The sequence below is a fragment of the Frankia sp. CgMI4 genome (assembly GCF_001756285.1).
GTDB lineage: Bacteria > Actinomycetota > Actinomycetes > Frankiales > Frankiaceae > Frankia > Frankia casuarinae.
The window spans coordinates 52527-67444 of record NZ_MAQZ01000062.1 but is presented as its reverse complement, the minus strand read 5'-3'; the positions used below and the strand labels follow the sequence as shown (position 1 = coordinate 67444).

Sequence of the window (14918 nt, the reverse complement as noted above, 5' to 3'; positions counted from 1 at the left end):
GTCCAGCCGATGGTGGGGACCTGGAGGGCGAGTCGGACCGACCTGCGTCCGCTGCGGCCGAGGGCGCTGGGTACCGTGCCGTGGATGAGCAGCCGGCACGAGATGGGGCAGACGGGGCCTGTCTCCGTCGAACCCGGGACAGAGCCGCAGGCGCCCTTCGACGTCATCGATGCGCAGGTTGTCGTGAGTCCCGGCTTGGAGAGCGGCCTTGCGCACGGGACACCCGGATCGGTGGTCGTCGCCGCGCCCAGGGGTGACGCCGTGCCCAGGGGTAACACTGGGCTCGGGGGTAACACTGGGCTCGGGGGTGACGCCGAGCCCCGGAACGACACGCCGCGGTCCCGGCCGGACGGAGAACAACCGCCGGCCGGGCCGCCGGCCTCCGACGCCGCTCGCGGTCGGCGGACTCCCGTCCAGCGGCTGCGCGTTCGTCTCGCGAGCATCTCGGGGCCCGCTCGGTACGTGATGGTGCTCGCCGTTCTGAGCGCGGCGGTCGCCGTCGTCCTCCGGCACACCGTGTTCCCGTTCCTGTCGGTCAACAACGACGAGGGCATCTACCTCCTGCATGCCAGGACCCTCGCCGAGGGCCGCCTGTTCCCGCCCGCCCCGGACCCGGCACGGTCCTACCTGCCGTGGCTGGGAACCGTTGTCGGCGATCACTACGTGTTGAAGTACACGCCCTTCGTACCCGCGATCTTCGCAATCGRCATCGTGCTGACGGGAAGCATCGATCCGGCGCTTGCAATGATCGTCATGGCGGCGGTCGTCGTCACCTACCTGCTGGGCGTCGAGCTGTTCGGTAGCCGGCGGACCGCGGCGTTGGCGGCGACCCTGCTCGCCCTCTCCCCGCTGGTGATCCTGCAGAGCGCGATGGTGCTGAGCTACTTGCCGACCCTGGTGCTGCTGCAGGTGACCGTTCTGGGGGTGTTGCGGGGACGGCGCCGCCGACGGGCGGCACCGGTGGTCGTCGCGGGCCTCGCCCTCGGCGTGGCGGCGGCGGTGCGGCCGTATGACGTCGTCCTGCTCCTGGCTCCGCTCGCGATCTGGCTGCTCCTGACCTCCACGGGCGGGCGCTGCTGGCTGGGCCGGTGGCTGCTTTGCGGGCTCGCCGCGCCCGTGGCGCTTGTCCTGCTCAGCAACGCCGCTGCCACCGGTGACCCGTTGCGGCTGCCGTTCACGCTCCTTGAACCCGACGACAAGCTCGGCTTCGGGGTGCGCAAGCTGTATCCCGGCGACGGCAGGCACGACTTCGGCTTGCTCGAAGGGCTGCGGTCGGTCGGCGACCACCTGTGGCTGTTCGGCGGCTGGGCCTGCGGGGGAGTGGTGCTGGCCGGCTGCGCGATCGTCGTGGCGGCTCGGCGGCAGCTGTCCGCACCCGCCGCGCTCCTGGGTGCGGGTGGGCTGCTCTTCCTGGGCGGATACGTCGGCTTCTGGGGCGCGTGGAACGCGGCCGAGTTGTGGGGCGGCATCCGCTACGTCGGCCCTTTCTACCTGGTCCCGGTGCTCATCCCGCTCGTCCACCTCGGCGCGGAGGGCCTGGTCAGGGCCGGCGAAGCCGTCTTCGCCCGCGGGCGAAGACTCGGGCTCATCGCCGTCGCGGGGACCGGCGCCGCCATCCTGGCGCTCACGGCCGTCGTCCTGGTCGGGGCGGTGCGCGCCAACCTCACGCTCACCGGGCACGACCGTGACCTCAGCGCGATGCTGGACCGGCTGCCGGGCGATCCGCTCGTGTTCGTCGCGGCGAACCCGCCGTTTCTCGGGCATCCCACTCCGGTGACCGCGAACGGGCCGAAGCTCGAAGATCCTGTGCTGTTCGCCGTGTCGCGGGGGGTCGACGATCTCATCGTGGCCGCTGACCACGCGGACCRCCCGGCCTATCTGCTCCGCCTGGCATCGGCCTAMGACCGCTCACCCGCCTCGCCCTCCACCGCGCGGGTCGAACGGCTGGCGGTCAGGAGCGGCAGGCGGGTGGCGGTGACCCTGAGAGTGGATGYCGCGCCCGCGGGCGCCCGTTCCGCCCGCGTCGTGCTCACCGAGGGTGTCCGCCGCCTGTCGATTCCGGTCCATCCGCGGATCCCCACCTCGATGATCCTCACCGTCGACGCGGACGGCCTCGATACCACCGATGTCATCAGTATCACCAGTATTGCCAACATCGCTGGCGGCATGGACAGCACCGGAATCGTGACTGACCGCAACGACTCCGGTCGGTCCCGGGTGCATTCCGGATCCCTCGGCCGTCCGTCGGCAAGCACCGTGCGGGACGGTCGGGGCACCTCCATCACCGTGGCCTACTACGCGACGAGCCCTTCCGGACGGGAACATTTCCTCGATCAGCAGGTGTTGCCCGTGCGGCTGGCCGCACGGGACGGTTCCCGGCCGGACGGTTCCCGRCCGGCTGCCGGCCCGCCGGTCACCGTGCTCGGATCCCTCGGGGAGGTCGATGAGGTCGGCGAGGGACGTCGGCCGCCGCTGCGCATCATCATCGATGATCGTCGAGGCTGACCTGCCCGCCCGGGTGACCTGCCTGCCCCGGCGCCCCGACGCCCCGGTGAACGGTCGTCCTGATGATCGGCTGGCCCGGTGATCGGTCGATGCGGCGGATGGGAGGGAGCACGTACGTTCCGTCGAGGACGTCGGCCCCCGGCTCGTAGATCCGTAGGACGGGCCGGAAATCGCCGACCGCCGCGGGCAGCCAGTTGTCAAGCGGCCCGCCGTCCTCCGGGGGATCACTCTGGAGCAGGATGCGCACCGAGCCGTCCGGACCGCGGCGCAGATCGTGGTCGCCGCTCCGCAGGGAATACCGGTGCAGGGGATTCTCGACGAGGTAGTACTCGGGCGCGTCGTACATCGTCAGCGACCAGAACGCGGCCTGCGGCGGCGGCACCAGCTCCAGCAGGTACCGGTGGGCCCCGCTCAGCTGGCGGCCGTCCGTGTCGATGGCACGGCTCGCCTGGATCTCCTCATAGCCGTGTGTCGCACCCCGCGGCAGTCGGGCGGCCATCGCCCGGGCGAGACGGGCCTGTGCCCGATCGCTTATCCGCCAGGCCGGATCGTCGATCGTGCCCGGTCCGAGTCGGTCCAGGTTGAAGTCGAGGGCATGCGGGGTGCTCACCCAGCCGTTCGTCAGCGCCCGGCCGGCGTGCGCCACCCGTTCGAGCTTGTCGCGGCCGGCGCGCAGCCCGGTGCGCAGGGACCAGGCGAGGCCCGGGTTGGGGTCGACGTACGGCGAAGGATCGTCGAGGATCCCGAGTGAGGTGAAGTGGCGGGCGTACTCGGCCTCGGCCCGCGACGGAGGATAGGCGCGCAGCCAGATGCGTAGCTCCTCCCAGAACCGGAGGTCGTCACAGACCCTCTTCGAGTGTTCCGGCGGTCCCTCCGCGCGGCGGGCCTCGGAATCCAGCGGGCTCAGGTCCAGTTCCTCCTGCAGCCGGGACACCGCCGCGATGTCCGCCGGGCCGTCGAAGCCGAACCGGTTGATCAGCGTCAGCAGCCGGGTCGGTGCCTCGATGCGGGCCAGCGACGCGGGCGCGCTGCCCGTCCAGCCCGGCGGGACGAGCAGATAGCGCCCACCTCGTCCGCCGGTGGTTCGCCGTCCCACGTAGGCGAAGTTGTTCCGCCAGGCGTCCATGAAGATCATAACGCTGTAACGATCCGGCGTGTCGGGGATCCGCAGGACCAGCGGACCCGGCGTGAGGTCGACCTCGGCCACCGAGCACAGGGCGTCGTTGTCGACGCTGACGAAGCAGGACAGTGGCGCGGGCGGTTCCGTCTCGTGAGCGAAGGCGTTGTACCCGGCGGGCCGGATTGGCCCGATTCCCTCAGCCGCCGTCCGTACGCTCAGCCGGACGTTGCTGACCAGGGGATATCCGAAGATGAACGCCTCGGCCGCCAGCCCGAGCCGATGGTCACTCGCGAGCATGCCGTCCTCCCCGTGCTCGTCATCTCCGTTTCAGTGGTCGCCTCCACGCCCCCACGTTTCAGTGGTCGCCCCCCACGCAGTGGTCGCCCCCCACAGTGGCCGCCTCCACAGTCCGTGCCCTTCTTTGTGGTGTGGTACCCACCGGATGCCGTCCGGGGGCCGGACGGCATCCGATGATCCGCCGGTCCCCGACGTCGGCCGACGGGCCACCGATCACCGCTGTGAGGAACGCGGGCGCGATGCCCTAGGGTTGATGGCATGGCGCAGTACGTCTTCCAGATGCGCAAAGCGCGCAAGGCCCATGGCGACAAGGTCATCCTCGATGATGTGACCCTGTCGTTCCTCCCCGGAGCCAAGATCGGGGTAGTCGGCCCGAACGGCGCGGGGAAGTCGTCCCTGCTCAAGATCATGGCCGGCCTCGATCAGCCGAGTAACGGCGAGGCGACCCTGAGCCCCGGCTACACGGTCGGCATGCTCGCCCAGGAACCCCCGCTGGACGAGACCAAGGACGTCCGCGGCAACGTCGAGGACGGCGTGCGCGAGATCCGCCGGGTGCTCGYCCGCTACGAGGAGATCAACGAGAAGATGTCCGCGCCCGACGCGGACTTCGACTCCCTCCTCGCCGAGCAGGCCGAGCTTATCGACAAGATCGAGGCCGCGAACGCCTGGGAGCTCGACAGCCAGCTCGACCAGGCCATGGACGCGCTGCGGCTGCCGCCCGGCGATGCCGACGTCACCCTGCTCTCCGGCGGTGAGCGCCGCCGGGTCGCGCTGTGCAAGCTCCTGCTTGAGGCTCCCGACCTACTCCTGCTCGACGAGCCGACCAACCACCTCGACGCCGAGAGCGTCGCCTGGCTGGAGCAGCACCTCGCCCGCTATGCGGGCGCCGTGCTGGYCGTCACCCACGACCGGTACTTCCTGGACAACGTCGCCGGCTGGATCCTCGAGCTCGACCGGGGCCGTGCCTTGCCCTACGAGGGCAACTACACCACCTACCTGGAGAACAAGGCGGCCCGGCTGAAGGTCGAAGGCCAGAAGGACGCCAAGCGGCGCCGGGTGCTCGCCCAGGAACTCGAGTGGGTCCGGTCCAACCCGAAGGCCCGCCAGACCAAGAGCAAGTCGCGTCTCGCCCGCTACGAGGAGCTGGCCGCCGAGGCGGACCGGGCGCGCCCGCGCGACTTCGAGGACATCCAGATCCCGCCCGGCCCCCGGCTCGGCAACCAGGTCATCGAGGCCAAGGGGCTCACCAAGGGCTTCGATGACCGGCTTCTCATCGACAACCTGTCGTTCACCCTGCCGCGCGGCGGCATCATCGGCGTGATCGGCCCCAACGGCATCGGTAAGACGACCCTGTTCAAGATGTTGACCGGCCAGGAGGCGCCGGACGCCGGAGAGCTCGTCATCGGCGACACCGTCGACATCGCCTATGTCGACCAGACCCGCTCGGGCCTGGACCCGAAGAAGAACGTCTGGCAGGTCGTCTCCGACGGCCTCGACCACATCGTCGTCGGCAAGGTCGACTTCCCGAGCCGGGCGTACGTGTCGTCATTCGGGTTCAAGGGGCCGGACCAGCAGAAGCCCGTCGGTGTGCTGTCCGGTGGGGAGCGTAACCGGCTGAACCTCGCGCTCACCCTCAAGCGTGGCGGCAACGTCCTGCTTCTCGACGAGCCCACCAACGACCTCGACGTGGAGACGCTGCGCTCCCTGGAGGACGCGCTGCTGGAGTTCGCCGGCTGCGCCGTGGTCATCTCCCACGACCGCTGGTTCCTCGACCGGGTCGCCACCCACATCCTGGCCTGGGAAGGAACCGACGAGGACCCGGCGCGCTGGTTCTGGTTCGAGGGGAACTTCRCCGACTACGAGACCAACAAGATCGACCGTCTCGGGCAGGAGGCGGCCCGCCCGCACCGCGTCACCCACCGCAAGCTCACCCGGGACTGAGGGCGCACCCGGGCCGGCCGGTGCCCGCGGGCACCGAGCGGTCAGTCGGGTCGGTTCTGCAGCGAATTCGCCGCCATCGACAGATAGTCCCAGAGCTGCCTGTCGAGATCGGGCGGCAGGTCCAGGGAGTCGACCGCGGCCCRCATGATCTTCAGCCAGGCGTCCCGCTGCGTCGGGCCGATCGCGAACGGGGCGTGCCGCCTCCGCAGCCGAGGATGCCCGCGCTGCTCCTGGTAGTCGGTCGGGCCACCCCAGTACTGGATGAGGAACATGCGCAGGCGCTCCTCAGCGCCGGTCAGATCCTCTTCCGGGTAGAGCGGGCGCAGTACCGGATCGTTCGCCACACCCTGGTAGAACCGGGCGACCAGCTTCCGGAACGTCGGTTCGCCGCCGGCGGCGTCGTAGAAGGAGCTGATCGGGAGAGTGCGCGGAGGAGACTGGTTCACCCGTCCATTCTGCGGCACGACGGTGCGGTCCGATCCGGGCGACGGGTGTTCTCAGCCGTCGCGGGGTGCGATCCACGCCGTCGTGTCGGGGGGCAGCGTCAGGGTCGCGCCGTCGTACCCCACCGGTCCGCTGGCGAGCACCAGCCGTCCGGGCAGCGGAATCGTCGCCTCCCCCTCGGTCGTCGTCACGCATGTCATACTGGCCGACCCCACCGAGGTGGGCGGGGTCGGGGGCACCGACGAGCCTGYCGGCGCGGGGCGGTCGAAGGCCAGGCATCCGGCCGGGGAGTCGTTCCGCCAGCGCAGGTCGTCGCCACGCAGGTGGGGGAGGGCGCGGCGCAGGGCGAGCGCGCTGCGCACAAGCAGCCAGGTCGACATCGGGTCGGCCGCCTGCGCGAGGACCGCGAGGTCCGCCCAGTCGGCGGGTTGCGGCAACCACGGGTCGGCGCCGGCCGAGGTGAATCCGTAGGGGGGCGCGTCCCCCGACCACGGCAGGGGGATCCGGGCGCCGTCCCGGCCCGGCGACGTCCCCCCGGACCGCGTCCAGATCGGGTCGCGACGGGCGGCAGGCGGCACCTCGGCCTGCGGCAGCGCCAGCTCGTCGCCCTGGTACAGCACCGCGGTGCCGGGCAGCGCGAGCAGCGTGAGCAGAGCGGCGCGCGCGCGGCGGGTCCCCGTGGGACCGCCGCCGTAACGGGTCGCCGGCCGCACCACGTCGTGGTTGGCGAGCACCCAGGTGCCCGGCGCGCCGACCGCCGTCAGCGCGGCGCGTTCGGCGTCGATGGCGGCCCGCCAGGCCGCCGCCGACCAGGGGATGCTCAGCAGGGAGAACGAGAACGTCAGGTGCAGCTCGTCCGGTCGCACGTAGCGGGCGAGCCGGGCCGGGTCGCGCACCCAGGTCTCCCCGATCAGGACCCTGGGACGCCCGTCGCGGGCGGTGTACTCGTCGGTGATCGCGCGCCACTCGCGGTAGATCTCGTGCACCCCGTCCTGGTCCCAGACCCGGGGCTCGTGCTCCTCGCGGAACCCGCTGTCCGGAGCCAACCGGGCGCCGGGCGGGTTGTCCCGTAGCTCGGTGTCCTTCACCAGCCCGTGGGTCACGTCGATCCGGAACCCGTCGACCCCTCGATCGAGCCAGAACCGCAGCGTCGCGGCATGGTCCGCGCGGACGGCGGGATGATCCCAGTTCCAGTCGGGCTGCTCGGCGTCGAACAGGTGCAGGTACCACTGGCCGTCCGCCACCCGCGTCCAGGCCGATCCACCGAACACCGATTCCCAGTTGTTCGGAGGCTGCTCGCCGCCGGGGCCTCGGCCGTCGCGGAAGATGTAGAGCCCCCGCTCGGGACTGCCCGGCGCGGACGCGAGCGCCGCCTGGAACGCCGGATGCGCCGAGCTCGAGTGGTTCGGCACGAGATCGATCAGCACGGCGAGCCCGGTCTCGGCGGCGTCGGCGAGCACGGCGTCGAGGTCCGCGAGGTCACCGAAGAGCGGATCCACGCCGCGATGGTCGGCGACGTCGTACCCGTGATCGGCCATGGGGGACGAGTAGAAGGGCGTGATCCAGATCGCGTCGACGCCGAGTTCCGCCAGCACGGGCAGATGCCGCCGTAGCCCCTCCAGATCGCCGATCCCGTCGCCATCGGAATCGGCGAAACTGCGAAGGTACACCTCGTACAGGACGGCCCGGCGCCACCACGTCCCGTCCTGGCCGGGCGACCGCCYCCGGCCGTCGGCGCCATTCGGGCGATCCAGTTCCCCGGCGTCGCCGGCTCCCGCGCTGTTGTCCTTGCTGGCCTCGGCGCCCTCGTTCCCCTCGGTGTTCTCATTGCCCTCGCCCGCGTCGCTTCGGTGGCCGCGCTGGACACTAGATCGAGGGCAGAAATAAGATATTTTATCTCTCTTGGTAGATGAGGGTGCCTTTGTGGAGTGGCCCTCAACAGAATGATGTGTCCTCATCTGGCTCCTTCTGGCTTTTCTGGTCCTTTTAGGACAGATGCTCCCTGTTGTGCGCCTATCCAGGGACCGCTCCGCCGCGTCGGGACGGCGCGGCGGAGCGCGTGTTCCTCGGTCGGGCGATGCCTGTCCAGCATCAAACTCGGTCGGTGGGGGCGAAGGTAGGGCGATGGGGTGCTGGTTGCGGCTCGGGTCGACGTTCCCCCGATGCGTGATATCCGATATCCGAACTAGACTTCCGCAGATGGACCGGGTGACTGGCTGTTACGGAGCGGTACCGGGAATCGGATTCGGTCGGGGATGTGATGGTGTGCCCGTGACGTCGGAACCATCCACCGGGAGTTCGCCCCAAGCGCCCGGTATATCAGGGTTCGTCAGTGAGTCGCGGAGGTCCGATCAGGTGCGGCGGTCGGCGTCCGCAGGTCTGCGGGCCGCGCGGGAGGCCGTCCGCGCGCTGTGTCACGGTGCTCGGGGGGRCCATGACGACGGATCGGGCGGCTCCGATCCGTCCTTCCTGGCCGATGCCGGTCTCGTCCTCGGCACCTCCCTCGACCCCGATCGGGTCGTCGATCTGATCGCCGGACTCGCCGTGCCCCGCCTCGGCACGGGCGCCCTGGTGTGGCTGCGCGAGGGTGACCAGGTCAGGCTCGGTGCCTCGGTCTTCCACGACCCGAAAGTCGRCAAGATTATGYGGGCGATTGTCGCCACGCGGCCGCCCCAGCTCGCGGACGAATTCCCGCCGGGCGTCGTCATGCGTGAGGGCCAGACGTACTGTCTGCCGGACTTCGACGAGCTGCGCCCGGTGCCGCTGTTCCCGTACGAGCTCGCCTACCAGCAGTTCCGCCGGATCCAGAGCGGTCCAACCGTCACCGTCCCGTTGCCGGCGCACGGCCGGATCCTCGGCGCGATCACCGTCGGGCRCAGCACCGGCTTCTACTCCGGAGCGGAGGTGAACCTGCTGGAGGACTTCGCCCGGCGGGGGGCCGTCGCGCTGGAGAACGCACAACGCTTCCGCGAGGCACAGGAGTCCGCGCTGACCCTGCAACGGTCGCTCCTGCCGGCGCATCCCCCCGCACTCGACGGGGTCGAGATCGCGATGGAGTACCGGCCGGGGACGGCAGGCACGGAGGTGGGAGGCGATCTCTACGATGTCATACCGCTCGCCGGGGGACGGGTCGGGGTGGCCATCGGTGACGTGATGGGCCGCGGCCTGCATGCCGCGGCGGTGATGGGCCAGCTGCGGGCGGCGCTGCGCGCCTACGCCCTGGAGGATTGGAGCCCCGTCGAGGTGCTGACCCGGCTCGACCGGGTCGTCGGCCTGCTGCCCGGTCTCCAGCTCGCGACCTGTATGTACGCCGTCTATGACCGGAACACCGGCCGGGCGACGATCGCGAGTGCCGGCCATCTCGCGCCGTTGGTGATCCTTCCCGACGAGGACCCCGACTATCTGGTGCTCGACCCCGGGCTCCCGCTGGGAGTCTGCGAGGGGGCGATGTTCAGCGAGACGACCGTCGCGCTTCCACCCGGATCGGCGTTGGTGATGTTCACCGACGGCCTGGTGGAGTCGCGACGCCGACCGCTCGTGGACGGCCTGGACAATCTTCGACGCGGTCTTACCACACAGCGGGCCCGGGCTGCCGCGGTAGGCCTCGAGGCGGTCGAAGTCGCAGCGGGTGCCGACGTGGCGGCCGGAGGCGAGGGCGAGGGCATGAGCGCGGAACGGACCGAGAAGGCGGAACGGACCGAGAAGGCGGAACGGACCGGGAAGGCGGGGACGGATCGGCGGGCCCCCGGCCCGTCGCTCGGCCCACCCCCCGGGGTGCCGGAACGCCGCTCCTGGGCGGACCGGCGGCGCCGGGCGCGCAGGGTGAACTTCGCGGCGCGTAGCTGGTTCGGTCCGGACACCGTCAACGGCCCCGGCGAGGGCCCCGTCGAGGAGACCGCCCGCACGCTGCTCGAACGGTGCCTGATCGCCGCCGATCTCCCGGCCCGGACCGACGACGACACCGCCATGGTGGTGCTCACCACGCAGGCCGTGAACCCGCCATTGCTCGAACTCGCGTTGCCCGCGGTGGCCGCGTCGGCAGGCGAGGCCCGGACAGCGATGCGTTCGGTCCTCGCCGAATGCGGGATCACCTCCGTCGAGGACGCGACGCTGCTGGTCAGCGAGGTGGTGACGAACGCGGTGCTGCACGCCCGCAGTGATCTGGTACTGCGGGCGTCGATGGAACCCGGTCGGCTGCGGATCAGTGTCGAGGACCGGGAAGGCGCGCGTCTGCCCCGGCCCGGCGCGGCCGCGGAGAACAAACCCGAGCCCGAGTCGGGGTGGGGCCTGCTGCTGGTCGAGGCGCTGGCGCTGGCCTGGGGCGTGGAGATGACCCCCGGGGGCAAGCGTGTCTGGTTCGACATCGAGATACCCGACCAGGAGCCGGGTGCTGCCGGCCCGACGAGACCGATCGTTGGACCCGATCCGTCTCCCTCGGCGGGCCCGTCCCGGAAGCCTCCTCTCGACCCGCCGATCCAGGGCCGGTGCTGGGGATAGCATCCGGGGCCGGGCCACCTGACGGGCCGGGCCACCTGACGAGCCGGGCCAAGGCCGCGTGATCAGGCGGTGGCGACGGCGCGGGCGGCCCATTCGTCCTCGGCCTTGCGCACGATGTTGCGCAGCATTCCACCGAAGACGGCCGCGTGGAACGGGCTGACCGACCACCAGTAGAGCTGCCCGGGAAGTCCGYGGGGCAGGAAACTCGCGCGCTGCGAGTAGGTCGTGGTGCCCTCGGAGTCCACCATCGAGCGTAGTTCCAGCCATGCCTCGCCAGGCAGCTTCATCTCGGCACGCAGCCGGAGYAGGTGGCCCGGTTCGATCTCCTCGACCCGCCAGAAGTCCAGCGCCTCCCCGACGTGCACCCGCTGCGGATCACGCCGACCCCGGCGCAGACCGACGCCACCGAGGGCGGTGTCCAGCCAGCCGCGGGCGGACCAGGCCAGGGGCCACGAGTACCAGCCGTTGTCGCCCCCGATGCCCTCGATGACGTGCCACAGACAGGCCGGCGGCGCCGCCACGGCCATGCTGCGCTCGTCGACGTAGAGGGATCCCCCGGCCCACTGCGGGTCGGTCGGCAGGGGCTCGTTCGGGGGGTGCGTGGCACCGGCGCCGTCCCCGTCGTCCGATGCGCCTCCCGAACCCGGCCACACCGCCGTCGACCATCGGGTCTTCAYCGAACGCGCCCGCACCCGGGCCAGCGCGAGGGCCACCGCGGCGTCGAAGGGCAGYAGTCCCTCGGCAGGATCGGGGATCCAGCGGGCGACCTGGTGGTCGTGGACCACCACCTCGTTGCGCAAGGAACGGATGAGCGGCCTCGCGATGCCGCCCGGCACCGGGGTGACGAGCCCGACCCACAGCGAGGACAGTTCGGGGGACAGGATCGGAACCGGGACGATGATCCGGCGCCGCAGCCCCTCGATGGCGGCGAAGCGCTGCATCATCTCCGCATAGGTCAGGATGTCCRGGCCGCCCACGTCGAAGGTGCCCTCGACGTCGTCGGGGACGTCCAGAGCGCCGATCAGATAGTGCAGCACGTCCCGGACGGCGATTGGCTGGATCCTGGTCCGCACCCAGCGCGGCGTCAGCATCACCGGCAGGCGCTCCGTCAGGTAGCGCARCATCTCGAACGAGGCGCTGCCGCTGCCGATGACGACCGCCGCACGCAGCACGATCGTCGGAACCCCCGAGCCGAGCAGGATCCTCCCGACCTCCTGGCGGGAGCTCAGATGGGCGGACGTGCCACCCGTCGTCGCCGGGCCCAGCCCGCCGAGGTAGACGATCCTGCGGACATCGGCCGCCCGGGCCGCGGCGGCGAAGGCGTTCGCCGCCCGCCGGTCGACCGCGGAGAAGTCACCACCACTGTCGATCGAGTGGATGAGGTAGTAGGCGACCTCGATCCCGTCGAGTGCGGACCGCAACGACTCCGGATCCCGGGCGTCGGCGCGGACGACCTCCGCCCGGACGGCCCACGGGATGTCCCGCAGCCGGACGGGATCCCGGGTCATGACCCGGACGTGGTGGCCACGGTCGAGCAGGCGGGGAGCCAGCCGGCCGCCGATGTACCCGGTCGCCCCGGTGACGAGGATGCGCACGCTGGTTACCTGCCCCGGTAGGCCCCGCCGTACCCTGGCACCCGGCCGATCCGCCGTCGCCGTGCCGGGGAACGCCTCGAACAGGCGGGGAACGCCCCGGGCGGGCAGGGACGCCCCGGGCGGGCGCCGTCAGGCCGAGGCGGCCTCGGTCACGTCGGTACTCAGGTAGGCCGACCAGCGTGGATCCATCCGACGGGAGCCCAGAATGCGCCAAGCGGCTCCGCTCGGCGCCCGTGGCGCCGTGCGGAGCCGCCAGCCGAGATCAGCGACGGCCCGGTCGGCTTTCAGATGGTTGCAGCGGCCACAGGCCGCCACGACGTTCTCCCACGCATGCGGGCCCCCACGGGAGCGTGGAATGACATGATCCAGTGATGTTGCCGGAGCATTGCAGTACACGCAGCGATGATGGTCGCGGGCCAGCACACCCTTACGGGTTAGCGGGACCTGCGAGCGGTACGGCACCCGGACGAAACGCGCTAACCGGACCACGATCGGGACATCGATGGATGCCGTCGCGGACCGAAGAACCTGCCCGGCCGATTCGACCATGACGGCCTTGTCGGTCAGGACCAGCACCAGCGCGCGCCTTTGCGACACCACRCACAGAGGCTCGTACGTGGCATTGAGAACCAGCGCCTCTGCCACGCGCCGACCTCCTGCCCACCGAGGGCCCTTTGCGGGCCGTTCTGCCCAGCGTCTCCGGTGACAATGGATAGTCAACCTTCTTCCGCGGCAGAACGCGAGCCTGTTTGCATGGTCATCGCCTTTCGTGCCGTGGCKCTGCACATATCTCGTGGCCTTTGTCACATGTGGGCGACCATTCTGTGACCATATCAATACGGAAAGTGCTTTTTTGAGTGTAGTGGGAGACCTGGCCGGGTTGGGTTGGAGAGTGGTTGGGCCGGAGCGTGGCCGTCCGTCGACCGGATCGGGGCCCCCACCGCCGGGCCACCGGCATGGGTGAGACTGACCTGCGGCCGCCGCCCCGGCCGCCGCGAGCGCGGGAGGGCCGGTGACCTCGGCCGGCTCGGGGAACTCCGAATGATCGCAATCTACCGGAAGGATGATCGACGCCGTGACGCCCGCCCCGTCCCTGCTGGCTCAGCCTCTCATCCCGTCGCTGGGAATGCTGCTGTCCGCCTCGCCGTCACCCACCGGATCGCCGGGCCCGACGTCCGGGCTGACGACGCCCACCCCGCTGCCCTCGCCGAGCCCGTCGGTGACCTCCGACCCGCTGGTGTCCCTGGAGGGCGTCGCGACCGCGCTGCGGGACGCCTGCGGGACCGATCCGGGGCTGCTGTGTCGCACCGTCTACAACACGACCCACAGTAACTATCTCGCCTCCGGGGCTGAGGTGTTCCTCGGTACCCCGATCCGCATCGCGCTCATTTTAGTGATCGCGTTCGTGGTGCGGGCGCTGCTGCACCGCTTCATCCGGCGCACCACCGACATCGGACACGCCACCGAACGGACTGGTTCCGGCAGTTGGGGCGGGTTGTTCCGGAGTTCCCGGGCCGGCTCTCTGCTGGGCGCGTTCGGCGACCCGGCAGTGCTGATGGAAAGGCGCCGTCAGCGTGCGGCGACGGTCGGTTCGCTGCTGCGCAGCGTGACGTCCATCTTCATCTTCGGCCTGGCATTCCTCAGCATCCTGGGTGAGCTGGGCATCAATCTCGCCCCCATCGTCGCCAGCGCCGGTGTGCTGGGAGTCGCGGTCGGTTTCGGTGCGCAGAACCTCGTCCGGGACTTCCTGTCGGGGATGTTCATGCTGCTGGAGGACCAGTACGGGGTGGGAGACGTGATCGATCTCGGTCCGGTCTCCGGCGCCGTGGAGGCGGTCAGTCTCCGGACGACCAGACTGCGCGACGTCGAGGGCACCGTCTGGTACGTCCGGAACGGCGAGATCACCAGGGTCGGTAACAAGAGCCAGCAATGGGCACGGACCGTGCTCGACGTTCCGCTCGACTACRACACCGAGGTCGCCACCGCCAAACGGGTGCTGGCCCGGACGGCGAACGAGCTCTGGGCGGACGCGAAGTGGAGCAGCCTCATCCTCGCCGAGCCCGAGGTCTGGGGCATGGAGACCATGACCTCGGACGGTTACACCCTGCGTGTCGCCATCAAGACCCAGCCGCTCAAGCAGTGGGAGGTCGCGCGTGAGCTGCGTGAGCGGGTCCGGACCTCGCTTGGCGCGGCTGGCATCGAGCTCGGTTCCGTGYAACGCAGTGAGGTGACCATGGTCGACGACGACGAGGAGACCGCMGGGAGCCGTGAGGAGGACGACGCGGATCCGGATGCCGGGGTCGGCGGGGGTGACGCGGACGCTCARGGGACGGATCTGCCGCGGGCACGGATCGACCCGCCCGCCCCCGGCCCGTCGCACCTGAGGGGTTGATCTGGTCRGCCTGGGCGTGCCGGTCGGTCTGTCCGGGCTTGCGGTGGCTGAAACCGTCCTGAGGATCGCGGTACGTCTTCCTGAGACCGGCCCCGCGCAGCACCATCACCGCGTCGGGTGAAGGCAG

Annotated in this window: 9 protein-coding genes; 4 read left to right on the top strand and 5 right to left on the bottom strand. The window is 70.6% G+C overall.

Going from position 1 to position 14918, the window contains the following annotated elements:
• Positions 1 to 9: 9 nt before the first annotated feature.
• The gene (locus Manayef4_RS09750) at positions 10 to 2505 is read left to right on the top strand and encodes a glycosyltransferase family 39 protein (RefSeq protein WP_254665561.1); all 2496 of its coding nucleotides are present in this window, start codon (positions 10 to 12) and stop codon (positions 2503 to 2505) included.
• On the opposite strand, the gene Manayef4_RS09745 is transcribed toward Manayef4_RS09750, so the two are convergent.
• The gene (locus Manayef4_RS09745; RefSeq protein WP_070131385.1) at positions 2483 to 3922 is read right to left on the bottom strand and encodes a DUF1254 domain-containing protein; all 1440 of its coding nucleotides are present in this window, start codon (positions 3920 to 3922) and stop codon (positions 2483 to 2485) included. The two genes, Manayef4_RS09750 and Manayef4_RS09745, sit on opposite strands and share 23 nt — an antisense overlap.
• A gap of 258 nt (positions 3923 to 4180) precedes the next feature.
• On the opposite strand from Manayef4_RS09745, the gene ettA reads away from it, so the two are divergent.
• Positions 4181 to 5863, top strand: a complete 1683-nt coding sequence (ettA, locus tag Manayef4_RS09740; RefSeq protein ID WP_070131384.1) for an energy-dependent translational throttle protein EttA — start codon at positions 4181 to 4183, stop codon at positions 5861 to 5863.
• Positions 5864 to 5904: 41 nt separating this feature from the next.
• Here the strand turns inward: ettA and Manayef4_RS09735 are convergent, their stop codons facing one another.
• Positions 5905 to 6327, bottom strand: a complete 423-nt coding sequence (locus tag Manayef4_RS09735) for a globin (RefSeq protein ID WP_070131383.1) — start codon at positions 6325 to 6327, stop codon at positions 5905 to 5907.
• Between the two features lie 33 nt (positions 6328 to 6360).
• Positions 6361 to 8265 carry a glycoside hydrolase family 13 protein gene (locus Manayef4_RS09730; RefSeq protein WP_175443359.1) on the bottom strand — a complete coding sequence of 635 codons (1905 nt, stop codon included), beginning with the start codon at positions 8263 to 8265 and terminating at the stop codon, positions 6361 to 6363.
• Between the two features lie 397 nt (positions 8266 to 8662).
• Here Manayef4_RS09730 and Manayef4_RS09725 point away from each other — a divergent pair, with 397 nt between their 5' ends.
• Positions 8663 to 10804: a SpoIIE family protein phosphatase gene (locus Manayef4_RS09725; protein ID WP_070131382.1), complete on the top strand. Its 2142-nt coding sequence runs from the start codon at positions 8663 to 8665 to the stop codon at positions 10802 to 10804.
• Between the two features lie 62 nt (positions 10805 to 10866).
• Here the strand turns inward: Manayef4_RS09725 and Manayef4_RS09720 are convergent, their stop codons facing one another.
• Positions 10867 to 12399 carry an SDR family oxidoreductase gene (locus tag Manayef4_RS09720; protein ID WP_070131381.1) on the bottom strand — a complete coding sequence of 511 codons (1533 nt, stop codon included), beginning with the start codon at positions 12397 to 12399 and terminating at the stop codon, positions 10867 to 10869.
• Between the two features lie 129 nt (positions 12400 to 12528).
• The gene (locus Manayef4_RS09715; RefSeq protein ID WP_011435599.1) at positions 12529 to 13044 is read right to left on the bottom strand and encodes an HNH endonuclease; all 516 of its coding nucleotides are present in this window, start codon (positions 13042 to 13044) and stop codon (positions 12529 to 12531) included.
• Between the two features lie 418 nt (positions 13045 to 13462).
• On the opposite strand from Manayef4_RS09715, the gene Manayef4_RS09710 reads away from it, so the two are divergent.
• The gene (locus Manayef4_RS09710; RefSeq protein ID WP_070131380.1) at positions 13463 to 14791 is read left to right on the top strand and encodes a mechanosensitive ion channel family protein; all 1329 of its coding nucleotides are present in this window, start codon (positions 13463 to 13465) and stop codon (positions 14789 to 14791) included.
• The last annotated feature ends 127 nt before the right edge of the window (positions 14792 to 14918 follow it).